This window comes from Streptomyces sp. NBC_01428 (assembly GCF_036231965.1).
GTDB lineage: Bacteria > Actinomycetota > Actinomycetes > Streptomycetales > Streptomycetaceae > Streptomyces.
The window spans coordinates 2,610,684-2,633,371 of the sequence record NZ_CP109499.1; the positions used below are offsets into that span (position 1 = coordinate 2,610,684).

At 71.8% G+C, this 22,688-nt stretch carries 17 protein-coding genes; 6 read left to right on the plus strand and 11 right to left on the minus strand.

Annotated elements, in window-relative coordinates; genetic code table 11:
* Nucleotides 1–223: 223 nt before the first annotated feature.
* The 3 genes from OG406_RS11245 to OG406_RS11255 all read right to left on the minus strand — a co-directional run bounded on the left by OG406_RS11245 (nt 224) and on the right by OG406_RS11255 (nt 3,062).
* The gene (locus OG406_RS11245; RefSeq protein ID WP_164375149.1) at nt 224–721 is read right to left on the minus strand and encodes a winged helix-turn-helix transcriptional regulator; all 498 of its coding nucleotides are present in this window, start codon (nt 719–721) and stop codon (nt 224–226) included.
* A gap of 86 nt (nt 722–807) precedes the next feature.
* Nucleotides 808–2,274 (minus strand): WGR domain-containing protein, encoded by a 1,467-nt coding sequence (locus OG406_RS11250; protein WP_329185549.1) that lies wholly within the window; start codon nt 2,272–2,274, stop codon nt 808–810.
* A 146-nt stretch (nt 2,275–2,420) separates the two neighbouring features.
* Nucleotides 2,421–3,062: a superoxide dismutase gene (locus OG406_RS11255; protein ID WP_081219883.1), complete on the minus strand. Its 642-nt coding sequence runs from the start codon at nt 3,060–3,062 to the stop codon at nt 2,421–2,423.
* Between the two features lie 83 nt (nt 3,063–3,145).
* On the opposite strand from OG406_RS11255, the gene tsaD reads away from it, so the two are divergent.
* Nucleotides 3,146–4,204 carry a tRNA (adenosine(37)-N6)-threonylcarbamoyltransferase complex transferase subunit TsaD gene (gene tsaD, locus OG406_RS11260; protein ID WP_329185552.1) on the plus strand — a complete coding sequence of 353 codons (1,059 nt, stop codon included), beginning with the start codon at nt 3,146–3,148 and terminating at the stop codon, nt 4,202–4,204.
* 98 nt (nt 4,205–4,302) lie between these two features.
* On the opposite strand, the gene OG406_RS11265 is transcribed toward tsaD, so the two are convergent.
* On the minus strand, nt 4,303–5,811 hold the full coding sequence (locus tag OG406_RS11265; protein WP_329185553.1) for a glycoside hydrolase family 71 protein: 1,509 nt from the start codon (nt 5,809–5,811) through the stop codon (nt 4,303–4,305).
* 115 nt (nt 5,812–5,926) lie between these two features.
* On the minus strand, nt 5,927–6,979 hold the full coding sequence (locus OG406_RS11270; protein ID WP_329185555.1) for an LCP family protein: 1,053 nt from the start codon (nt 6,977–6,979) through the stop codon (nt 5,927–5,929).
* Nucleotides 6,980–7,440: 461 nt separating this feature from the next.
* On the opposite strand from OG406_RS11270, the gene OG406_RS11275 reads away from it, so the two are divergent.
* Nucleotides 7,441–8,844 (plus strand): exopolysaccharide biosynthesis polyprenyl glycosylphosphotransferase, encoded by a 1,404-nt coding sequence (locus OG406_RS11275; RefSeq protein ID WP_239155825.1) that lies wholly within the window; start codon nt 7,441–7,443, stop codon nt 8,842–8,844.
* A gap of 71 nt (nt 8,845–8,915) precedes the next feature.
* Here OG406_RS11275 and OG406_RS11280 read toward each other — a convergent pair whose 3' ends face one another.
* The gene (locus tag OG406_RS11280) at nt 8,916–9,860 is read right to left on the minus strand and encodes a GDP-L-fucose synthase family protein (protein ID WP_267048742.1); all 945 of its coding nucleotides are present in this window, start codon (nt 9,858–9,860) and stop codon (nt 8,916–8,918) included.
* 152 nt (nt 9,861–10,012) lie between these two features.
* On the opposite strand from OG406_RS11280, the gene gmd reads away from it, so the two are divergent.
* The 3 genes from gmd (at nt 10,013) to OG406_RS11295 (ending at nt 14,824) form a co-directional block, all read left to right on the plus strand.
* The gene (gene gmd, locus OG406_RS11285) at nt 10,013–11,026 is read left to right on the plus strand and encodes a GDP-mannose 4,6-dehydratase (RefSeq protein WP_164375154.1); all 1,014 of its coding nucleotides are present in this window, start codon (nt 10,013–10,015) and stop codon (nt 11,024–11,026) included.
* Between the two features lie 256 nt (nt 11,027–11,282).
* Nucleotides 11,283–14,006, plus strand: a complete 2,724-nt coding sequence (locus OG406_RS11290) for a CBM96 family carbohydrate-binding protein (protein ID WP_329185556.1) — start codon at nt 11,283–11,285, stop codon at nt 14,004–14,006.
* 128 nt (nt 14,007–14,134) lie between these two features.
* Nucleotides 14,135–14,824, plus strand: coding sequence for a hypothetical protein (locus tag OG406_RS11295; protein ID WP_266851990.1), 690 nt, complete (start codon nt 14,135–14,137; stop codon nt 14,822–14,824).
* Nucleotides 14,825–14,887: 63 nt separating this feature from the next.
* On the opposite strand, the gene OG406_RS11300 is transcribed toward OG406_RS11295, so the two are convergent.
* Together OG406_RS11300 and OG406_RS11305 are read right to left on the minus strand one after the other, a co-directional pair.
* The gene (locus OG406_RS11300; protein ID WP_329185559.1) at nt 14,888–15,997 is read right to left on the minus strand and encodes a glycosyltransferase; all 1,110 of its coding nucleotides are present in this window, start codon (nt 15,995–15,997) and stop codon (nt 14,888–14,890) included.
* Complete coding sequence (locus OG406_RS11305) at nt 15,994–16,533, minus strand: WcaF family extracellular polysaccharide biosynthesis acetyltransferase (RefSeq protein ID WP_266617180.1); 540 nt, start codon at nt 16,531–16,533, stop codon at nt 15,994–15,996. Before OG406_RS11305 ends, OG406_RS11300 begins: the two co-directional genes overlap by 4 nt.
* A 123-nt stretch (nt 16,534–16,656) precedes the next feature.
* Here OG406_RS11305 and OG406_RS11310 point away from each other — a divergent pair, with 123 nt between their 5' ends.
* Nucleotides 16,657–18,159: an O-antigen polymerase gene (locus OG406_RS11310; RefSeq protein WP_382755746.1), complete on the plus strand. Its 1,503-nt coding sequence runs from the start codon at nt 16,657–16,659 to the stop codon at nt 18,157–18,159.
* Nucleotides 18,160–18,393: 234 nt separating this feature from the next.
* Here OG406_RS11310 and OG406_RS11315 read toward each other — a convergent pair whose 3' ends face one another.
* The 3 genes from OG406_RS11315 to OG406_RS11325 are packed head-to-tail and all read right to left on the minus strand — an operon-like array spanning nt 18,394 to nt 22,597.
* Complete coding sequence (locus tag OG406_RS11315; RefSeq protein ID WP_323179340.1) at nt 18,394–19,707, minus strand: hypothetical protein; 1,314 nt, start codon at nt 19,705–19,707, stop codon at nt 18,394–18,396.
* A complete protein-coding gene (locus OG406_RS11320) occupies nt 19,704–21,395 on the minus strand; it encodes a lipopolysaccharide biosynthesis protein (RefSeq protein WP_329185561.1) in 1,692 nt (563 codons plus the stop codon). The genes OG406_RS11315 and OG406_RS11320 overlap by 4 nt, the downstream gene beginning before the upstream one ends.
* Complete coding sequence (locus OG406_RS11325; protein WP_329190748.1) at nt 21,392–22,597, minus strand: glycosyltransferase; 1,206 nt, start codon at nt 22,595–22,597, stop codon at nt 21,392–21,394. The genes OG406_RS11320 and OG406_RS11325 overlap by 4 nt, the downstream gene beginning before the upstream one ends.
* Nucleotides 22,598–22,688: the final 91 nt, after the last annotated feature.

Below are 22,688 nucleotides of genomic sequence, written 5' to 3' on the forward strand. Positions count from 1 at the left end.
GTTGCGTAGATGAACTGACCTGTCAAGGAAATCCGCCCCCGGCGCGCGGACCGGGGACGGAGCGGAATCGACGAGTCGGGCAGGAAGGCGGACCGGGACCCGGGCTCGAAGTCGGAGTCCGAGTCGCGCTCGGCATCGGGCCCGCCCTCGCGCTCTGTATCGGGATCGAGCCCGCCCTCGCGCTCTGTATCGGTATCGGGATCGGGATCGGCGAAGTGGGCGCTCAGTCCGTGAAGCGGCTGCGGATGTCCGGCCGTTCGGCCAGGTGCGGCGGATAGCCGGGGCCGAGGCGCGGCCGGGTGTCGTCGGCCGTCATCGGCTCGCCGCAGTCGGCGCACACGACGGCCGCCTCGCTCTCGTGTCCGCAGCGGTCGTGATGGAAGACGACCGGTGGCCCCTGCTCACCGCTGAGCCAGCGGTTGCCCCAGCTGTTCATGGCGGCCAGCACCCCGAAGAAGTCGCGGCCCATCTCGGTGAGCACGTAGTCGTGGCGCACCGGGTCCGTCTGATAGACCCGCTTCTCCATGAGGCCCTCGTCGACGAGCCGGCGCAGCCGGTCGGTCAGCGTGTTGCGCGCGATGCCCAGCTCCTGCTGGAACGCGTCGAACCGCTTGATCCCGTAGAAGGCCTCCCGCAGCACCAGCGGTGTCCACCAGTCGCCGAGGAGGTCCATCGTGCGCGCGATGGAACACGGCCAGTTCGCAAAAGAAGTCCGCCTCACGCCTTCAGCATACGAGGGTCCAGGAAAAGGACCCAGCAGCTCGCACGGGGTGACTGACGGCGAGATGCCGGACCGGCCTTCCTCCGTCACACGAGGCGCCTGATCTCTCCGCGCACCCGGTAGAAGCCGCCGACGGAGGAGTGCAGCGCGTCCACCACATAGCGGGCGCCGGGCTCGCGTATCGCCCGCGGGAACTGGACCTTCCAGCCGGTCTCGTACCCCTCGGAGACCACGTGGACCCGGACGCGTCCGCCCTCCTGGACGCATTCGACGACCACGCCGTCCCCCGGCGCGGGGAGGGCGCTGACCGTGGCGACGGACGCGGCGGTCGTCAGCGGTGCGTAGGTCGGCAGGGCCGCCGCCAGCTTGACGTCCGCCGCGACCGGGACGGTGCCGGACTCGGCGGCCCGGATGGCGCTCTCCGTCGCGTCGATGCAGGCCAGCGAACCGTCCGTGGAGACGATGTACAGCCGCTCGTCGTGGTACTGCATGGACAGCGCGGAGCCGCCGCCGGTGCCGAGCTTCCACAGCCGGGTCCCGTCGGCCGTGAAGCAGTAGACGGAGGAGGCCGAGTCGCCCGCGAACACGTACCGGCCGCCGGGGGACGTGGCGCACGAGTAGACGGGAGCGTCGCAGAGATACGTGGCCTCGACCCGGCCGGTGGACTTGGCGAGCCGCTGTACCTGCCGCCGTCCGGTCCCCGCGTAGACCGCGTTCTCCTCCTGCCAGCCGAACAGCACGTTGCCGCCGGTGTCGGTGTGCCAGAGCAGGCCCGCGCCGTCCGCGGCGTACGCCGTCACCCCTCGGCTGTGCCCGTGGTACACGGCATGGTCGTCGGCGCGCACCATCCAGGCGTGGTCACCACCGGAGTTGCGCGACCACTGGAGCTCGTCCTCGTGGTCGATGACGGTCAGCCCGCCCCTGCGGTCGGACACGCTGAGCACGCCCGCGTGGATGTCCAGCCAGAAGATGTCGACCTCGGCCGCTATCTCGTAGGCCGCGAACGGCACCTTCGAGGAGAGGTCGTACACCCGGCCGTCGTCGCAGCCCGCGTAGATCCAGAAGTCGTCCGCCACCAGGCACTTGACTCCGTCGGGCAGGGAGTAGTGCGCGAGCACCTCCCCGGCGTGGCTCAGGTTGTACACGTCGCCGTGCTGGTTGCCGACCCAGCAGCGGTCCTCGTCGACATGGATGCCGAACGCCGAGGCTCCTGTGCGGAACCGCCACAGCACGGGCGCCGTGGCGCGGGCCGTGGAGGGCGCCGACGTTACCTGCCGGCGCGTCACCGGGCGGGCCGCGCGCTGTCCCCGGACCGCGGGCGCGTACCCCTTGCGGACCTTCTCGGCTATCTTCTTGGCAGCGGCGGCCTGGGCCTTCTCGACGGTGGGGAAGCCGGATGTCTGGCGCTGGCCGTCGACACCGATCCGGCCGTACCGCACGGAGACGGTGGTCTGCTCGACCGTCACCTCGTAGAACTTGTGGGCGCCGCCGCTGTCCTGGGACAGCTCCAGATACGTCGTGTTCCCCGTCTGTCGCGTCTGCGCAGCGGACACAGCACACCCCTCCCCAAATGCCGGGCCGACCCGCACGGGCCGTCTTCCAGTGCCTCCAAACTAGAGGTCGGCACTGACAACGGCGCCGGGGCGCGAACGCCCGAAGGGGCTCCCCGGGTACGAACCCCGGGGAGCCCCTTCCGAGGTCACGGCGCGAGCAGCAGGCTGTCGCCGCGTTCCTTGGCCGCCGCGTAACGCCGGGACACGTCCTGCCAGTTGACGACGGCCCACATGGCGTCGATGAAGTCGACCTTCTGGTTCTTGTACTGCAGGTAGAAGGCGTGCTCCCAGGCGTCGAAGACCAGGATCGGGGTCGATCCCTGCCCGACGTTGCCCTGGTGGTCGTAGACCTGCTCGACGATCAGGCGGCCGCTCAGCGGCTCGTAGGCGAGGACGCCCCAGCCGGAACCCTGGGTGGTCGCGGCGGCCTTGGTGAGCTGCGCCTTGAAGCCGGCGAAGGAGCCGAAGGACTCGGTGATCGCGTCCGCGAGGTCGCCCACGCCGTCCGCGGCCAGGGGCTCGCCGCCGCCGTCGCCCGTCATGTTGTGCCAGTAGATGCTGTGCAGGATGTGTCCGGAGAGGTGGAAGGCCAGGTTCTTCTCCAGGCCGTTGATCGACCCCCACGCCTCCTTGTCCCGCGCCTCCGCGAGCTGCTCCAGTGTGTCGTTCGCGCCCTTGACGTACGCCGCGTGGTGCTTGTCGTGGTGCAGCTCGACGATCTGGGGATTGATCACCGGTTCCAGCGCCGCGTAGTCGTAGGGAAGTTCCGGGAGCGAGTACACCGCCATGTCCAACACCCTCCGCCATAATTGCAATCAATGTGCAGTTGCACGCTAACAGCAAGAGAAGAACAAGCGCAGAAGGGTCGCCGATGGGGTCGACGGTCGTGCTGGGAATCGAGTCGTCCTGCGACGAGACCGGTGCCGGGCTGGTCAGCGACGGGCGGCTGCTCGGGCACACGGTGGGGTCGAGCATGGACGAGCACGCGCGTTTCGGCGGCGTCGTCCCGGAGATCGCCGCCCGCGCCCACCTCCACGCAGTGCGGCCGGTGGTCCGTCAGGCGCTGGACGACGCGGGGCTGCGGCTGTCCGACGTCGGCGCCGTCGCCGTCACCACCGGCCCCGGCCTGCCCGGCGCCCTGCGGGTGGGGGTGGCCGGCGCCAAGGGCCTCGCCTACGCGCTGGGCGTTCCCCTGTACGGCGTGCACCATCTCGCGGGACACGTCGCCGCCGACACCCTGGAGCACGGCCCGCTGCCGGACCCGTGCGTGGTGTTCGTCGTCTCCGGCGGCCACACCTCACTGCTTCTGGTGCGTGACCTGGCCCGTGATCCGATCGCCCGTCTCGGCGACACTCTCGACGACGCCGCCGGGGAGTGCTTCGACAAGGTCGCCCGGGTCTTCGGGCTGCCCTGTCCGGGCGGCCCGGCCATCGACCGGGCGGCGCGCTCGGGCAGTCCGCACGCGGTCTCCTCCCCGCGCCCACTGCCCGGCTCGTACGACTTCTCCTTCTCCGGCCTGAAGACGGCGGCCGCCCGCTGGGCGGAAGGGCACGCGCGTCGCGAACTGCCGGTGGCCGACGGGGCCGCCTCGCTCCAGGAGGCCGTCGCCGACGTGCTGACCCGCAAGGCGGTCGCCGCCTGCGTCGAGCACGGCGTGGACACGCTGGTGATCGTCGGCGGCGTGGCCGCGAACGCGCGGGTGCGGTCGCTCGCCCGGCACCGCTGCCGCGCGGCCGGCGTCGAACTGCGCGTGCCGCCGCCGTGGTTGTGCACGGACAACGGCGCCATGATCGCCGCCGTCGGCGACCTCCTCGTACACGCCGGGGCAGCACCCGCCCCGCTCGACGTGTCCATCGACCCGTCGGCACCCCTGGAGTACGCCGCCCTGCATCCCGCCGGGGCCGCGGCCCGGCCGGTCGTGCCCGCCTGACGGCCTGCGGCGAACCCGCGCCGGGCGAGACGCACGCCTGGAGGTCGTCGGCATCGACCTGCGCGATTCCATCGCGCCGTCGGGCGGGGCCGCGAAGGTCACCGCCCGCTCGACACCCCGTAGTACTGCAGGTCCTGCACGGTCGCCGTCCGGCGGGCCGGATAGCGGGTCGTGACGGCCGCCGCGGTGTCGCCCGCCCGGCGGGCGACGACCTGGGTGCGGCCCGGACTCAGGGGCAGGGCATGGGCGTTGACGCCGACGGGAGCCTGGTAGGCGTGGGGCACGGAGCCCACGCGGGCGGTCACGGAGGCCGGCGCGGTCAGGAAGGTGAGCAGTTCCACCTGGTCGCGCGGGGCCGCGGTCCCCGCTCGGGGCCGCATCAGCCGGGCCTGCTGCACCCCACCGCCGCCGGTGAACTGGACCCGGGAGGTGACGTACACGGTGTCGCGCACGATCCTCGGCCAGGCCCCGGTCTTGAAGCGCGTGAGGTAGTACGAGGAGATGTCCAGGTACGTGTGGCCGTTGTGCAGCGAGGGCGCGAACTGGCTGCCCTCGGAGTAGTCGTTCCAGGTGGTGAGCTGCACCCAGTCCGCGCCGTCGGAGATCGCGTGGTTCCAGGTCGACCGCAGGGTGGCGGTGTTGCCGGCCTCGTCGTAGACACCCTGGTTGGGTCGCGCGTCCTGCACGGAGACGGCCTGCATCCACTTCTTGCCGAGCGAGTGGGCGAGGCGGACGTCACCGGGGACGTTGTCCTGGCGGGCGTAACTGCGGTTGCCCCAGGACGAGAAGGCGTGGCTGATGGGCGCGAAGCGTTCGGCGTTGGCCCGGAAGTTCAGGAAGACGGGGACGAGCGCGGTGCCGATGCCGTGTTGGCGCAGTCGCGCGGTGACCTCGTTCCACCAGGCCGGCTCCTGGGCCTCGGCCTTGAACGGGGAGACCACGAGACGTCCGTCGGCCAGCCGGTACGCGGCGGGTGACGCGGCCAGCCGGGCCAACTGGTCGGCGAGCGTGCGCGGATCGGTGTGCAGCGAGGTCATGTCCGGCATCAGCACGATCCGGAAGCCGGGGGCGACGCGGTGCGCGGCGCGCAGCAGCAGGTCGACCCGCTCGCGGTTGGGGCCGGTCAGGGAGAGGAGGTCGACGGTGAAGCCGTCGAGCCCGGCGTCCCGGGCGGTCCTCACCTCCCGCTCCAGGTTGGCGAGTTGCCAGTTCCCGGTGGAGGGGGTCACGGGTTCGGGCCGGTCGCGCAGCAGACCGCCGTAGGCCGCGTGCTTGCCCTGTTCGCCCTGGGGCGTCAGGTAGTTGCGGGTGTAGTAGTCCCGGGACGCGGGCTGGTTGTCCAGCGAGAGCGGGTACGGCGTGAAGTAGTGCGCGAAGACCAGGTGGGGACTGGCCCGCAGCACGTCGGCGGAGGGCCGGTCGAAGGGCAGCGCCGTGGCGTCCGCCCGCTCGGCGGAGGGCGCCCCGCCCTGTCGGTCGAGGGCCAGTCCCGTGCCGGCGACGACCCCGATGAGGAGCAGGCCGAAGAAGGCTCCGAGCGCGGTGCGCCGCCGCCTTCCAGGCGGCCTCCGGTGCTGGCGCTGTGGACGTGCGGGCTGATCCGTCATGGGTGTCCTCCGCGGACGCCGATGGGCCACCGGTGGCGAACTCTACTGCACGGGAGGCCTGTTGGGTGACAGAACGTCACTCAAGAGGCAACCGTGTGTGATCATCGGTGTCCGGTCAGGACGTCGTGGCGCCGAGCCGGTCGACGTCGTGGGACTGGAGGTAGACGTCGAGGGCGTCCTCGCGCATCGCCCGCCACAGGTCGGATCCGTTGGTCTGGTCGAGCAGGACCACCGACTGCCCCGCGATGGTGCCGGTCCCCTTGGCGGGGGCGTTCATGAAGACCATGTTGCCGGGGCGGACCTTCTTGTTGTCCCAGAGCAGGTCCCGCAGGTCGCCGTCGCCGAGCCGGTCGTCGACGCTCACCGCGGCGGTGAGGTCGTCCAGCACCTCGCCCGCCTTGACCGGGTTCTTGAAGGTGGACGGCTGCATGACCTTCGACAACAGCGTGCGCAGGAAGTACTGCTGACGGTGCGTCCGGTCGAAGTCGCCGCGCGCGAGGTGGTGCCGCTCCCGCACATAGGTGAGCGCCTGCGTGCCGTTCATGTGGCGGCTCGCGCCGTCCACGACGAGGTTCACGCCGCCCACGGAGTCGGTGAGCTTCTTGAATCCGTCCCAGTCGATGACCGCGAGATGGTCGACGCGCACCTTGGTGAGCCGCTGGACGGTGTCGATGAGGAGCGGCGGTCCGCCCCACGAGAAGGAGGCGTTGAGCTTCGCCTTGCCGTGTCCGGGGATGTCCACCCACGCGTCGCGGGGCAGCGAGACGACGTAGGCGCCGGAGTGGTCGGCCGGGAGGTGGACCAGCATCATCGTGTCGCTGCGCTGGGCGCCGTACTTCCATTCGGGAGCCTTGGCGTCACGGCCGGTGGTCGGCAGGTCGGAGCGGCTGTCGACCCCGACGAGCAGGAACGTCTGTCCGCCGTCGGAGGCAGCCGGCTGGGCCGCGGCGGGGACCTTGGGGAAGACCCCGGAGATGCGGTCGACCTTTCCGGTGTAGTGGTCGACGGCCCACCAGGCGACGCCGCCCATCAGCAACAGGGCCACCGCGAACAGCACGAGCGCCCCGAGGAGCACCCGCCGCGTGCGGCTCGCGCGACGCCGCGGACGCACCGCGGGGGCGTCGGCGCCCTTCGTCGGGGCGTCCTCCGCGCGACCGTCCTCGTTCACCGGGTCGGATACATCCGGCCCCGTTCTGCCCAACTCGTCGTCCCGGCCCGCCCCTGCGTCCCGGCCCGTCACACCGGCCTCAGCCGTGTTCCTGTCCCCCACCACGTTCTCCCCGCCTCACCCCGGTTCGGCCCCTTCCGCACCGGGCGCACACTGTAGCCAGCACTTTCTATGATCGTACGGATTTCCGGAAGTCCTGCGCCGCGCAAGATCAACGGGCGGACCCGGGGCGCGATTTCGTACAGCTCGGCACTTCTCGGTGACGTTCACGTAAACGCTCACATGCGTACACAAGTTTGCCGTACTGTTCACCATCGTGCCGCATGTTCGACGAATAGGTGTTCGCGACGTCCGGCGACTCGTGCAGCTGAATGTGCCTGGGGGGGTACATGTGGGATGTTCAGGCCACTGAATCCGACAGATCACGTAAAGCGCGCTCACGGGCGCGCTCTTCACTTTGGATGGGACGCAAGTCCCGTTGGTATCTTCCCGCGTCGCTGATCACCGATCTCGTCGGCGCGGGCGTACCGGTCACCGTCATGTTCTCCACCGCGCACCAGCCGTGGCCCGTGCCGAGCGGGATCGTCGCCGGACTCGCGTGGGCGGGCGTCCAGTTGTTCCGTTCGCGGTACGCGGCGCGGAGCATCGGCGAGAGCCGGGGCACCCTGCCCGTGCTCCACGACTGGTTCATCCTGCTGGGTGTGCTCGCGGTGGTGCACGCCTCGGCCGGGATCCGGCTGCGGGCCCCGCTGTGCCTGCTGGCGCTGCTGCCGGCGCTGCTGCTGACCCTGCTGTGCCATAAGGCGGTTCACCGCCATCTCGCCGCCGTGCGCAGAAACGCCCAGGCCGTGATCAAGGTCCTGGTGGTGGGCGAGCCGGTCGCGGCGAACGGCGTCACCGCGCATCTCGCCTCGCGCACCGACCACCCGTACGTGGCGGTGGGTGCCGTCCCGGTGGGCTCGGGTCCGTTCGACTCGGGGATCAGGACCGTGGAGCGGCTCGCCGCCACCGCGCCGGAAGCCCCGGCGGAGGACGCCAACCTCGTGATCAGCGCGGTGCACCGGCTCGGCGCCGACCTGGTGCTGGTCGTACCCGGCGCCGCGACCTCCGGGGAGCGGCTGCGGCGGCTGTCCTGGGGGCTGCACGACGCCGGCATCGAACTGTTCGTCGCCCCCGGTCTGGTGGAGGTCTCCGTCAAACGGCTGGAGACCGGCTCGGCCGGCGGGATGTCGCTGCTGCGCGTCGCCCCTCCGGTACGGGAGGGCATGCAGCCGCTGCTCAAGGGGCTTCTGGACCGGAGCATCGCCCTGCTGGGGCTGCTCGCGCTGACTCCCGTACTCCTGCTGGTCGGGCTCGCGGTGAAGCTGTCCTCACGGGGTCCGGTCCTCTATCTGCACGAGCGCATCGGCCGGTCCGGCCGCTCCTTCGTGATGTGGAAGTTCCGCACCATGCGGGTCGGTTCCGACCGGCTGAAGGCCGAACTGGCCGAGGAGAACGAGAACGACGGGCTGATGTTCAAGATGCGCCGGGACCCGCGGGTCACCCGGGTCGGCCACTGGCTGCGGCGCACCTCGCTGGACGAACTGCCCCAGCTCGTCAACGTCCTCAAGGGTGACATGTCCCTGGTGGGTCCGCGTCCGCCGCTGGCGGACGAGGTGGCGCACTACACCCCGGTCGAGTGGCGGCGGCTGAGCGTACGGCCGGGCATGACCGGGCTGTGGCAGATCAGCGGACGCTCGGACCTCTCTTGGGACGAAACGGTTCAGCTAGATCTGAGCTATGTCGACAACTGGTCCTTCACCAGCGATGTCGACGTCATGGCCCGCACGTTCCGCGCCGTCGTCGACGGCCGCGGGGCGTACTGAGAGGGCCGCCCGTGAGAGCACAGTTCCCCGGCGCGCGGTGCGCGCCGGGGTCCGGCGACCCGTCGGGCCCGTCAGCCGTCGAGACCGCCGCGCCAGTGGGCGTACGTGGCGGCGATGCCGTCGCGCAGCGGGATCGCCGGCTTCCAGCCGAGGTCCGCGAGCCGGGAGATGTCGAGCAGCTTGCGCGGAGTGCCGTCGGGGCGGGTGGTGTCCCAGCCGATCCGTCCGGTGAAGCCGGTCACCTCGGCGACCGTCGCGGCCAGGTCGCGGATGGTGAGGTCGTTGCCGCAGCCCACGTTCACCGGCTCGTCGCCGTCGTAGGAGCGCAGCAGCAGGGCGCAGGCGGCGGCGAGATCGTCGACGTGGAGGAACTCCCGGCGCGGGGAGCCGCTGCCCCACAGGGTGACCTCGTCACGCCCCTCGGCCGCAGCCTCGTGGAAGCGGCGGATCAGAGCGGGCAGGACGTGGGAGGTCTCCAGGTCGAAGTTGTCGCCGGGGCCGTAGAGATTGGTCGGCATGGCGCTGATGTAGGACGCGCCGTACTGACGCCGGTAGGACTGCACCTGGACGATGCCCGCGATCTTCGCGAGGGCGTAGGCCTCGTTGGTGGGCTCCAGCGGTCCGGTCAGCAGGGCGTCCTCGCTGATCGGCTGGGGGGCGTGCTTGGGGTAGATGCACGACGACCCCAGGAAGAGCAGGCGGCCCACACCGGCGGCGTGGGCGCCGGCTATCACGCTCAGCTGGATCTGGAGGTTCTCCTCCAGGAACTGCACCGGCTGGGTGCTGTTGGCCATGATCCCGCCGACCTTCGCGGCGGCGAGCACCACGGCGTCGGGGCGCAGGTCGGCCAGTTCGGCCGCGGTGCGCGCGGCGTCGCGCAGGTCCAGTTCGGCGCGGGTACGGGTGAGCACCTCGTGCCCGTCGGCGGCGAGCCGGCGGGCGACGGCGGAGCCCACCAGGCCACGGTGGCCGGCGACGAAGACACGGGCGCGTTCGGGCAGGAGCGATGCGGTCATATGCCGGATCATGCCAGGCGCCGCGGGGCCGGATCGCCCGGATCGGCAACTCTGCCGAAATTTCCTGTAGTTCATGACATGCGACCCGCGACCCGCGGGCGCACGGACCGGACCGGCCCGCTGGGCGGATCCGGCAGGGAGGGGAACACCGCATGACCAAGACCGCGCTGATCACCGGCGTGACCGGGCAGGACGGCTCGTACCTGGCGGAGCTTCTGCTGGCGAAGGGATACCGGGTCCACGGCCTGGTGAGGCGGTCGTCCAGCTTCAACACCGAGCGGATCGACCACATCTACCAGGGCCCCCAGGAGGCCGAGCGGAACTTCGTGCTGCACCACGCCGACCTCTCCGACGGGGTGGCGCTGGTGAACCTGCTGCGCGAGATACAGCCGGACGAGGTGTACAACCTCGGCGCGCAGTCGCATGTGCGGGTCTCGTTCGACGCGCCGCTCTACACCGGTGACGTGACCGGCCTGGGCCCGCTGCGCCTGCTGGAGGCCATCCGGGCGAGCGGGGTCGAGACCCGCATCTACCAGGCCTCGTCCTCGGAGATGTTCGGCTCGACGCCGCCCCCGCAGAACGAGGACACCCCCTTCCACCCGCGCAGTCCGTACGGCGCGGCGAAGGTCTTCGGGTACTGGACCACGGTCAACTACCGTGAGGCGTACGGGATGTTCGCGGTCAACGGCATCCTGTTCAACCACGAGTCCCCGCGCCGCGGCGAGACCTTCGTGACCCGGAAGATCACCCGCGCCGTCGCCCGCATCAAGGCCGGTCTCCAGGACCGTCTCTACCTCGGCAACCTCGACGCGGTGCGCGACTGGGGCTACGCGCCCGAGTACGTCGAGGCGATGTGGCGGATGCTGCAGCACGACGAGGCGACCGACTACGTGGTCGCCACCGGAGTCCCCGCCACGGTGCGGCAGTTCGTGGAGACGGCGTTCACCCACGCCGAGCTCGACTGGAACGAGCACGTGCGCTACGACCCCAAGTACGAGCGTCCCAGCGAGGTCGACGCGCTGATCGGTGACGCGTCCAAGGCCCAGGAGCTGCTGGGCTGGAAGCCGACCGTCCTGGTCGACGAGCTGGCGCGGATCATGGTCGACGCCGATGTGCAGCAGGTGGAGAAGGAGCTCGCGGGCGCCGTCGTGCGCATCGACCGCTGACGCGGGCCACCTGCGGAGGAAGCCGGCCACCTGCGAAAAGGGGGCCGTGCGTGCCTGGTGGGCTTCGGGAGAGTCACGGAAACGCCGTGAACACCTTGAAATTTCCTACCAGATGAGTCAAGTGCGTTCCATGACGTGTCATGTACTCGTATGGTTCGCGAGCAAACAGTTCACGCGGCCCGTGCGGATCAGGGGAAACACCGCCGGGCACGCCGAGGCAATGGGTCCGCAAGCGGGCCCGGAAGCCGGGGGGTTCATGCACAGATCCAGAGGGCTCAGCGCCGCCCTTGTCCTTTCCACAGCGGCAGGCCTGGGCCTGGTGGCCATGCCGCAACCGGCCGCAGCGCTCACCGCGCCGGTCGCCTTCACCGCCGACGACCTGCCGACCTGGCAGACCAACGGCATCGTGTGGGCGCTGGCGGAGGCCGGCGGCACCGTGTTCGCCGGCGGCACCTTCTCGCAGGTGCGTCCGCCCGAGGGGGGCAGCGGCACGGCGCAGAACGCGGTGAACTTCGTCGCGCTGAACGCGGCGACCGGCAACCCGACGTCCTGCAACCTGTCCTTCACGATCGGCAGCGGCAGCGCGACGGTCCGTGCGCTCGCCGTCTCGCCGGACAAGAAGACGCTGTACGCGGGCGGTTACTTCGGGGCGGTCAACGGCACGCCGGTCAGCAGCCTCGCCGCGATCGACATCGCCACCTGCACGCCCAAGGCGAACTTCCACCCGAGCGTCTCCGCCACCGTGCGGACGCTCGCGGTCACCAACGACACCGTGTACCTGGGTGGCGACTTCACCTCGGTCGGCGGTGCCGCGCACGCACGGTACGCGGCGGTCGACGCCACCAGCGGCGCCGTCAAGCCCTTCCAGGCCGACGTCGACGAGCCCGGCCGGGCCGTCGCGGTCACCCCGGACGGCAGCAACGTGATCCTCGGCGGTGACTTCTTCACCGTCAACGGCGCCAACTCGCACGCCCTGGCCGTCGTCGACTCCGCCACGGGCGCCAACGTCCGCACCTACCCGGGATTCATCGAGAACAACTCGGTGGTCAAGGCGCTCGACACGGACGCCACCGGCTTCTACACCGGCAACGAGGGCACCGGCGGCGGCGTCTTCGACGGCCGTATCGCGCTGGACCTGTCCACGCTGAACCAGCGCTGGCGCGACACCTGCCTGGGCGCCACCCAGGCCGTCAAGTCGTACCAGGCCGTCGTGTACAGCGCCTCGCACGCGCACGACTGCTCCAGCGTCGGGGAGTACCCCGACGGGCGCCGTCACCACCTGCTCGCGGAGCCGACCTCCGGCACCAACAAGCTGGGCTGGTTCCCGGACACCAACGACGGTCTCGGCGAGGGCATCGGCCCGCGCGCCATGGCGATATCCGAGACCTCGAACAACAAGTACATGTGGGTCGGCGGCGAGTTCACCACCGTCAACGGCTCGGCGGCCCAGGGTCTGACGCGCTTCGCGGCGACCCCGGACGTCGGCGCGCCGACGGTGCCCTCGGTCAGCGCCGAGTCGGTCAAGCCGACCGAGGCGCACGTCCGCTGGCGGGCCAGCCTCGACACGGACGACACCAAGCTGACGTACAAGGTGTACCGCAACGGCGGTTCCACGCCGGTGTACACGGTCGACGGCGACTCCGTGGAGTGGTCGCGCCCGCAGCTGTCGTTCACCGACACCAACGTCACGGCCGGTTCCACCTACAGCTACCGGGTGACCGCGACGGACGGTGCGGGCAACGCCTCCGCGCTGTCCTCCACGGCCACGGTGACGGTGCCGACCTCGGCCCAGAAGTACGCGGCGAAGGTGCTCGACGACGGTGCCAACCTGTACTGGCGCTACGACGAGTCGGCCACTCCGTTCGTCGGTGACACCTCGTCCGGCGACCAGAGCGGCATCCACGTCAACGGGCCGTCGCTGCGCCAGACTCCGGCGGCCGTGACCGGTCCGTCCACCGCCATCGGGTTCAACGGCTCGGACCAGATCGTGTACAGCGACAAGCGCACCACGGTGCCGAGTCAGTACTCGATCGAGACCTGGTTCAAGACGACCACCACCAGTGGCGGCAAGCTCGTCGGGTTCGGCGACAACACCACGCGGGCCAGCGGTAATTACGACAAGCACGTCTACATGCGCAACGACGGCCGGCTGGTCTACGGCGTGTGGACGGGCTCGGCCCGCACCATCACCTCGTCCAACGGCTACAACGACGGCTCCTGGCACCACGTCGTCGCCACCCAGGGTTCCTCCGGGATGGCGCTGTACGTGGACGGCAGCCAGGTCGGCACGCTCGCCGAGTCCAACAGCCAGGCCTACAGCGGCTACTGGCACGTCGGCGGCGACAACCTCAACGGGTGGCCGAACCAGCCCTCCAGCAACTACTTCAACGGGCAGATCGACGAGACCGCGATCTACCCGTCGGTGCTGAGCCCGGCCCAGGTGCAGAGCCACTACACCCTGGCCTCGGCCCCGGCCGACAGCGTGCAGACCGTCCGCGCCACGGACGACACGTACGTCAACGCCGGTGCCGCGAGCACCAACTACGGCACCTCCACCTCGCTGGCGGTACGCGGCAGCGCGGCGTACGAGACGTACCTGCGCTTCGCCCTGCCGGCGGCGCCGGCCGGGACCGTGCTCAAGAGCGCGCGGCTCGCGGTGAAGACGACCACGCTGAGCACCGCGGGCAGCACGGACGACATCGCCGTACGGCCGGTGACCGGGAGCTGGACCGCGGCGGGTACCACGTACACGTCACGGCCCGCCGTCTCCTCGACCTCGGTCGGCACCCTCACCGGGGCCACCGACCTGTCGACGGTCTACTCGGCGACGCTCGACACCTCGGCGCTCTCCCCCGCTCTGGGGGGCAGCTACGACCTGGCGCTCACGAGCACCGGGACGGACGCGCTGTGGGTGTGGTCCAGTGAGGCGTCGGCCGCGGAGAACACCCCGCAGCTGGTGCTGACCTTCGGGGCGCCGTAACCCTCACGGCGTCCCCGTGGTCGGGGTGCCGGGCCGTGCGCCCGACACCCCGACCACCCCACCTGGGCCCGCACCTCCGTGTGCGGGCCCGCCTTCATACCCGGCCCGAGCGGGCCGCAGGAGCCACCATGCACACTCGTACTCTCCGGTCCCTCCGGCGCGGTGCCGCCGCCGGCGCCCTCGTCGCGCTCCTCGCGCTCTCGGGCTGCAGCTCGGACGGCGGTTCCGACGCGGCGGCGAAGCCGACGCGGAGCATCTCCGACGACCAGGCGGCCGGCGTCCCGGACGACCAGGCGAGCCCGGCTCCCGAGGAGTCGTCTAGCCCCTCCAAGGGGCCGGTCCTGCCCGACGCGAAGCTCACCCCCGTGACGGGTTCCTTCACCGCCAAGGAGAAGAAGTACCTGCACGGCCGGGTGCCGAAGAACATGGACCCCGCGGCCGTGCTCCAGGTGGGCCAGGAGACCTGCCAGCGCGTCGAGCGCACCGCCGCCCACGACAAGGACGCCGCCGTCGGCGCGCTCATCGCCGGGGACCTGCCGTCCGCCGACGACGCGATCGGCCAGCTGTGCCCGAAGCAGAAGCCGCTGCTGGACCTGGCCGCGACCGGCTTCGCCGACGGCACCCGCAAGAAGCCGGCGCCGGGCACCTACCGCGCGCTGACCAGTGCGAAGGGCTGCACCTGGAAGGCGCTGGGCGCGGGCGACAAGGTGCTGGCCTCGGGCCCGGGCCCGGACGCCCCGAAGAAGATCACCGCGAAGATCCCGGCCGGGACCGCCACGTTCGTCTCCTCGGGCTGCTACGCCTGGCTCCCCGCCTAGCCGGGGTCGCCGTTCGGACCGGCGCGTGTGCGCACCGGTCCGAACGAGGGGACGACGTCGCCTCTAGGCCCGCTCGTACACGTCGAGAAGCGTGCCGAGGACCGCGTCCATGGCGAACGTCTCGGCGGTGAGCTTGCGGGCCGCCGCCGACGCGGTGCGCCGGGCGTCCGGGTCCAGCAGCTCCAGCACCGCCGGGGCGATGCCGTCGGGTCCCGTGACCACCCGGCCGGCCCCGGCCCGGTCCACGTCGCGGGCCAGGCCGTTGGAGTCGGTCACCACGACCGGTGTGCCCACGGCCATCGACTCCAGGACCGACATCGGGAACGGCTCGTCCACCGACGGCAGCACGTACACGTGCGCCCTGCGCAGTTCCTCGGTCATCCGGGCCCCGTCGAGGGGCCCCGGGCAGCTCACCCGCGCCGCGAGTCCGAGCTCGTCGATCCGCCGTCGCACGGCGGTGAGTTCCCCCTCGTCGGGTCCCGCCACGACGACCGTCGCCTCGGGGTGCCGGGCCAGGATCGCGGGCGCCGCGTCCACCAGGTCGACGGGGCGTTTACGGGCCTGGAGCCGGGCCGCGTACAGGATGCGCGGCGGTCCTTCGGGGGCCGGGCCCTCGGGCTGCGCGGGCACGCCGTTGACCAGGCGGACGGCGCGGGCGAGGCCCGTCCCGCCTACCACGGCCTCCAGATCGCGCAGTTCACGGGTGGTGAGGTGCAGGACGGCCGTCGCAGCGCGCAGCACCCGCCGCACCGCGACGGCGTCGAGAAGGCGCGCCGAGCGCCGCTCGCTCGGGTCGACCATGCCGTGCGTCTGGAGGACCAGCGGCTTCCCCGCGCGCAGCGCGGCGAGCGCCACCGGCAGGGTCACCAGGTCGCGCGCCAGATGCACGTGGACGACGTCGGCCTGCCGTACGAGACGGTGGGCGCCGGCGAGGAGGGAGGGCGAGGTCAGGCCGCTGAACCCGAGCGGCAGAATCCTGCGCGCCTGGTGGAGGCGGGCGGGCACGCCCTCCACCTCCTCGGGCAGGGGCCGTTCGAAGCCGTCGGCGAGGGCGGTGAGCCGGGCGTCGTGCCCGCGTTCGCGCAGCCCCTTGCAGAGGTTGAGGGCGACCCGGACGGGACCGCCGAAGGCGTGGGTGGGGCTGTGCAGGGTGACCGCGTGCAGCACTCTCACGCCGGCTCCTCGACGGGTCGGCGCCGGTTGTCGGCGGTGTGCAGGGTCAGCTCGGGCAGATCGGTGTGGAGCACCGCTCCGGCACCGACGACGGCGCAGCGGCCGACCTTCACCCCGGCGAGGACGGTGGCACGGGCCGCGACCCAGGCGCCGTCGTCGACGGTGATCGGGGCGTTGCGGTACCGGAAGTCGGCGGCGCGGTGGTCGTGGCTGCCCGTGCACAGCAGGGCCTCCTGCGACACGCACACATGGGCGCCGAGGGTGACCGGCTCCAGGTTGAGGATCCACGCCCCCTCGCCGATCCAGGTGTGGTCGCCGACCGTGAGCTTCCACGGCCACAGCACGCGCACCCGGTGACGGATGAGCACCCCCGTGCCGATCTCGGCGCCGAAGGCCCGCAGCAGGGCCGTCCTGACCCGGGCCGGGGTGAACCACGCCATGAAGAGCGTGTTCATCACCGCGAACCAGAGCGCCTGGACGAGTATCCCGCGCCCCTTGTCGTATCCGGCCAGTGTGAAGGCCGGGAGATCACGCATCGAACCATTCCCCCCAACAGCGTCTCCCCGGACGCTACTTCGCCACACTCTAGTAGCTGACCGTTCACCGCAGGCCAGGGCTCGTTAGACTGCGCCGGGGATCTCTTTCGGGGCGGGGGCGCCATGACGCAGCAGATGGACCGGGGCACGACCAGCACGCCCGGGTCACCGGAGCGGGGCTGGCAGGCGGCGGTGCCGCCCTTCCGGCCGCGGACGCTGCTCTCCCGCGCGCTGTCGGTTCCCCTCGTCCTCGGCTTCTCGGTGTTCCTGCCGCTGCTCGTCCTGGTCCAGCCCGGCACCGGTCTGCACGACTCGGCGCTGTGGCTCCAGCTGGCGCTCACCATGTACGCGGGCATCCGGCTCTCCACGATGATCCTCTCCAACCGGCGCAAACTGCTCGCGGGTTCGTTCTGGCTGTTCGTCTACATGGCGATGGGTGTCGCGCCGCTCGCGCAGGCCGTGCTCGGCCGCACACCGACCCCGGTGGTGGGCGCGCGCACCGATCTGACGGAGGCCGTCGCCCTCGTCCTGATCGGCTGTGTCGCCTTCGACATCGGCACCCTGCTGGCGCGCCAGCGGCCCGAGCGGAAGCGGGAGGACAAGCTGCGTCCGGCGCTCGTGCACCGGCGCCGGCTGTACCTGCTGACCGTGATCGCCTTCTTCGGCTCCGCGCTCCTCGTGGTCAAGCTGGGCGGCCCCGCGGTGTTCTTCACCAGCCGCCAGGAGATCATCAGCAGCGTCCAGGAGGCCGGGCTCTCCCAGGCGGACTCGCAGGCCGGACAGGCCATCGTGCGGGGGTTCGGCACCGTGCCCGCGCTCATCGCCTGGCTCGCGTACACACGCTGGCTGGTGACCTCGCGGCGGGCGCGGCGCTCCGTGGTGATCATCGCGGTCTGGGGGGCGCTGGCCGCCCTGAACGCGGTGGTCAACAACCCGATCTCCAACCCGCGTTTCTGGTTCCTCACGGTGCTCTTCTCGCTGCTGTTCACGGTTTTCCCGGTGAGCGCGGCCTTCTACCGGATCGCGCTCAGCCTGGGTGTCATCGTGGCGCTGGTCGTCTTCCCGTTCGCGGACCGCTTCCGCTACGACGACGCCAACTACCGCCCGGTGCAGACCACGTCGCCCCTGGAGCCGCTGGCCCTCAAGGACTACGACCAGGTCGGCATGTTCGCCAACACCATCACGTACGTCCGGTCCGGCAGCGGCCACACCTTCGGCCGTCAGATGGCCGGCTCGGTGCTGTTCGCGGTCCCCCGCTCGGTCTGGCCCGACAAGCCGATGGACACCGGGGTCATGGTCGGCCAGTGGATGGGCGCGACGAACACGAACCTCTCGTCGCCGGTGTGGGCCGAGCTGTGGATCGACTTCGGTCCGGTCGGCATGGTGGCGGGGTTCGTGGCGCTGGGCTACGCGGCGGCGCGGGTCGACCGGCGCTATGCCCGCCGTGCGGTGCGCAGTGCCCGGCCGGGCAGCCTGATCGCCCTGGCCGTCCCCCTGGTCGCCGGCTACTCCTTCATCCTGCTGAGAGGCCCCCTGCTCCAGGCGTCGGGCCGGGTGGCCATCGCGGCGTTCTGCATCGCCCTGATCACCACGTTCCGCCAGGACCGGGCGACGGGACTGCGCTGACCTCGGCATCCCGACCGGGCCACGCCCTGCCGGAAGCCCCGGCCCGGCGGACGGCGGGTCATCCCAAGCGTGTCACCGGCTCCGTCCGTGCCCACCCGGCGGCCGCGGCCGGGAAGAGGCCGACCACCGCGCTCGTACCGACGACCCGCGCTCGCCCGTACCGGAACCCGTCGGCCCTTTCGTCGACGGCGGCCGGAGCCCGCTCCGGCCCTCCCCGGGGACGTGCCGTGGCGCTCAGCCCGCCGGGACCGCCGGCACCGCCGTGGCCGGGGCCGGTTCCTCCACCCGTAGGCGTGCGACCCGGGTCCAGGCGGCGACCGCCTTGAGCGCGGAGCCCGCGGCCAGACCCCAGGCCGCTCCGAGCGCCGAGCCGGTCAGCGCGTATCCGGCGAGCATGAAGACGACCGAGAGCAGCGAGAACACCACCTGGACCGACAGGGTGGCGCGCGGGCTGAGCACGCGCAGGGTCACCAGGGCACAGGTGCCGAGGCCCATCACCGCGTACTGGGCACCGGAGGCGGGCAGCAGTGCCGCGGCCGACTGCCAGGTGGCGCCGAGGAGTTGGCGCCCCACGTGGTCGGGAAGGGCGTAGAGGACGAGCCCCCAGGCGAGTCCGACGACGCTGAGGACGAGACCGAGCAGCGCGGCGGCGCGGGTGGTGGCCCGACGGCCGCCCAGCCGGTTCAGCAGGGGCGGTCCGAAGGCGTTGACGGAGTTGAACAGGACGTTGAGCGGCCCGAAGAGCGTGGTGGCGCCGCGCAGGGCGCCGACCGCCAGCGGGGCGGCGAACAGGCCGAGGCCCAGCACCGCGAGCTGGCTGGAGGCGTTGCCCACGGCGAACTCCACGACGAAGCGCTGGCCGAGGTGGCCCCGGCGCACGTAGGGCCGCAGGTCGGCCCGCGCTCCGCGCACATGGGGCCACAGCAGGCGCAGGCCGAGCAGCAGCGCCGGGACGGCCGACACGCCCCACACCGCGACGAGCAGGCCGGGTGCGGCGTGCCGGGGCTGGAGCAGCAGCGCGGGGACCACGCACACCAGGCGCAGGGTGTCGGCGGCCAGGGCCAGGCCGGGGCGCCGCAGGGTGGAGAACGCGTACCGGAGTCCGTCCTGCACCAGGACCAGCGGCAGGACGAGCCCGAGGGCGAGGAAGGCTCCGCCCGGACCGGCCCAGCCACCGGTGACGGCGCCGGTGACCGCGCCGACGGCGGCGAGCAGGACACCGACGACGGTCGAGGCGAGGGAGGTGAAGGCGATCGCGGAGCGGCACGCGGCGCCGGTGGTGGCGGTGTCGCCCCGGGTGAGGACGACGGCCTGGCCGACGTACGCCATGTTGAGGCCGAGCAGCACCGTGAAGGTGAGGTACACCATCGAGAAGGTCGCGAAGCCGTGCGTGGTGGAGACGCGGGCCGCGATCACCAGCACGGCGATGTTGGTGAGGCTGGACGCCGCCTGGTCGAGCACCGAGGCGAGCGCGGCCGCCGACCGCCGCGGGGTGCGCGGCGGGCCGGACGGCTTCTCGGACGGCTGCTGTTCCTCCGGGGCGGTCACCGGTCCCCCGAGCGGACGGTGCGCAGCGCGATGGTCTCGCTGCCGTCGCCGTCGAAGTGCCGCTCGGGTTCGGGGGTGTTGGGGGGCTCGGGGGTCCTGGCCGGCTGACTCTTCGGCGCCCGGCGGCCACTGCTGCGGCGCGCGACGGGCGTCCGGACCCGCTTGGAGTCGGTGTGCGTGACCGCGCCGAGGACGGTGCCGCCCGCTCCGACGATCAGCTCGCGGATGCGGATCAGGTCGGCGCGGTGCACGGTCCGCGGGTCGCAGACGATGAGTACGCCGTCGACCCGGTCGACGAGCGCGAGGGCGTCGGCGTAGGCGAGGACGGGCGGGGCCACGACCACGACGGTGGCGTCCGGGTCGTCGGCCTCGGCGATCAGCCGGGTGGTCCGGGCGGAGGTCAGCGCGCGCGGCACGTTGCGCACGCGTTCGCCGGGGACGAGCCCGAAGGCGCCCGACTCCCCCGCGTCGACGAGGAGTTGACCGCGGCTGGGCCACTCGCCCTCGGCCTGCTCGCCGGTACGGCTCCAGCGGGGCCGGGAGGCCGAGGTCACGTCGAGCCGCTCGGAGAGCGACGGGGTGCGCAGGTCGGCCTCGACCAGCAGGACGTTCTTGCCGGTCTCGGCGAACGAGGCGGCGAGGTTGACCGCGACGGCGACGCTCGACTCCATGGAGCCGCGCGGGGCGACGACGAGCAGCCGGCGCCGGTCGGCGAACCGCTCGTCGTAGGCGAGGCGGAAGGCGATCGAGCGGTACTCCTCGGCCGCCCGGGAGTCGGTGTGACCGACCACCAGGGTGCCCGCGGAACCGCGGGGCAGCGCGCCGAGGACGGGGCCGCGGACGGCACGCGCGACGTCGCCGGCCGAACGCGGCGCGGGGTCGAAGACCAGCCGCACCCACGCGCCGAGCAGGCCGAGACCGACGCCGACGAGGCCGCCGAGGCCGAGCGACAGCGGGAGGCCGGGCCCGTCGGACGAGGAGGGGACCGTGGCGTTGCGGATCACGTTGCCGGGCGTCATGTCGAGCGCCTTCAGGCTGGTGATCTTGGAGCGGAGGTCGGTGATGCGGTTGAGCAGGTTGGCCTGCACCGCGTAGGCGGAGTCCGCGGCGGATCCGTCGGGGAGCTGCTTGATCTGCCGGGAGAGTTCGTCGTTCTGCTTGGCGACCGGGTTGAGCTGGTCCTGCAGACTCTTGAGCATCGAGTCGCGGACGGACTCCCACTGGTCCTTGCGCATGTCGATGTACGACGCGGTGAGGGCGTTGGCGCGGCGCGCCGCTTCCTTCGGGTCGGACGCGTTGTACGTGAAGTGCAGCACGAGGGTCTGCGGCGGGTTGGTGACCTGGAGCCCGTGCTGGAGCTGGTCCACGTCGTCCGCGCTCATCCTGAGCTGCTTCGCGGCGCCCTGCGCGACGGAGCGGCTGAGGGCGGTCTGCCGTTCGGACCCCATGTTCAGCGCCTTGTCGCTGGAGAGCGTCGGCGCGAAGGGGTCGCTGGTGGGGGCGCGGAGCACGATGTCGGTGGTGGCGGCGTAGCTGTCGGCGCCGGTGACGCCGAGCCAGGCTCCGGACAGCAGTCCGATGCCGACACCGCCGCCTATCAGCCATCGGTAGCGCAGCAGTTGGCGGAACTGCTCACGCAACTGCTCCGGCTCATCCTCTCCCCGGACGGGAACGTGTGTCTCGTTCACCTTCCAAGTCCCCCCATTGCCTCGTCGATCAGCGCGTCGATGCGCGCGAGACCCGCCTCCCGTGACAGATGGGCCGCTACATGGCGCGGACCCGCCGCGCCCAACTCGTCCGCCATCTCCGGATCTTCGGCGAGTCTACGCACCGCTGACAAGAACTGATCAGGATTCTCCGGTTCCACAAGCATTCCGGCACCGGATCGCAGCACTTCGCGGGCCGTGCCGCCCTCGGCGGCGACCGAGGCGACCACCGGCCGGCCGGCCGCGAAGTAGGAGGTGAGCTTGGACGGGACGCTCATGTCGAGGACGGAGGCCCGCTGGGTGACGGCGAGGACGTCCGCGGCGGCCAGCACGTCGGGGAAGTCGGCGTCGTCCACCGAGGGCAGGAACTCCAGGTTGGGCAGTCCCTGGGCCAGTGCGGCGAGGTGCTCGCGCTGGTTGCCGTCGCCCATCAGGACGATCCGGGTGTCCGGGTCGCGGCGGGCGGCGTCCACCAGCACCTCCAGGCCCTGCTTGAGCCCCATGTTCCCGGAGTGCAGGACCACGGTCTGCTCCGGCCGCCAGCCGAGCCGTTCGCGGGTACGGTCGCGCGGCGCCGAAGGGGCCTGTATGTGCGACCAGTTGGGCACCAGGCGTATGCGGCCGGGGTCCACCCCCATGGCCCGCACCCGCTCGACGAACGTCTCGTGGATGACACCGACCAGGGTGGCGCGTCGCAGCACCCACGACTCGGCGCGCTCGGCCAGCTCGGCGGCGCGGCCGCCGCCCTGGATGCCGGACTGGGCGGCGGCCGCCCCCATGAGGTCCTGCACGACCGGGACGAACGGTGCCCGGTTCCGGGCGGCGACGCGGGCGCCCAGCACGCCTCCGGCGAGGCTGGGCAGTTGGGCGAGCACGGCGTCGAGACGGCCGGTGCGGGGTGGCGCGACCATGCCGTGGGCGAGTATCGAGCTCTCGAACAGCGCCCTGCGCAGGGCGCTCTGGCGAGGCGGGACGCTGTGCCGCCTGCGGTGCACGGTGACACCGGCCCGCTGCTCGGTGGCCCGCCACACCTTGCGGTAGGCGGGGTCGAGGCTCCAGGACGGATAGTGCGGCAGCCCGGCGAGGACATGGGTCTCGTGGCCGCGGCTCGCCCAGTGCTCGGCGATGCCGGTGGCGTACGGGCCGATCCCCGTGTGTTCGGGCGCGTAGTTGGTGGACACCAGGAGCAACCGGCGCCCGGAAGGCCCTGCTTCGCCCTCCTTGTCGCTGCGCCCGCCGATGTCCGGCTCGTTGGTGCGCTGCACCGGTACGGAC

Bases quoted from the DNA above. Each gene is read 5' to 3' on its own strand.
- OG406_RS11255 (WP_081219883.1), bottom strand. From the start codon at position 3,062: ATGGCGGTGTACTCGCTCCCGGAACTTCCCTACGACTACGCGGCGCTG.
- tsaD (WP_329185552.1), top strand. From the start codon at position 3,146: ATGGGGTCGACGGTCGTGCTGGGAATCGAGTCGTCCTGCGACGAGACC.
- OG406_RS11265 (WP_329185553.1), bottom strand. From the start codon at position 5,811: ATGACGGATCAGCCCGCACGTCCACAGCGCCAGCACCGGAGGCCGCCT.
- OG406_RS11275 (WP_239155825.1), top strand. From the start codon at position 7,441: ATGGGACGCAAGTCCCGTTGGTATCTTCCCGCGTCGCTGATCACCGAT.
- OG406_RS11280 (WP_267048742.1), bottom strand. From the start codon at position 9,860: ATGACCGCATCGCTCCTGCCCGAACGCGCCCGTGTCTTCGTCGCCGGC.
- gmd (WP_164375154.1), top strand. From the start codon at position 10,013: ATGACCAAGACCGCGCTGATCACCGGCGTGACCGGGCAGGACGGCTCG.
- OG406_RS11290 (WP_329185556.1), top strand. From the start codon at position 11,283: ATGCACAGATCCAGAGGGCTCAGCGCCGCCCTTGTCCTTTCCACAGCG.
- OG406_RS11295 (WP_266851990.1), top strand. From the start codon at position 14,135: ATGCACACTCGTACTCTCCGGTCCCTCCGGCGCGGTGCCGCCGCCGGC.
- OG406_RS11305 (WP_266617180.1), bottom strand. From the start codon at position 16,533: ATGCGTGATCTCCCGGCCTTCACACTGGCCGGATACGACAAGGGGCGC.
- OG406_RS11310 (WP_382755746.1), top strand. From the start codon at position 16,657: ATGACGCAGCAGATGGACCGGGGCACGACCAGCACGCCCGGGTCACCG.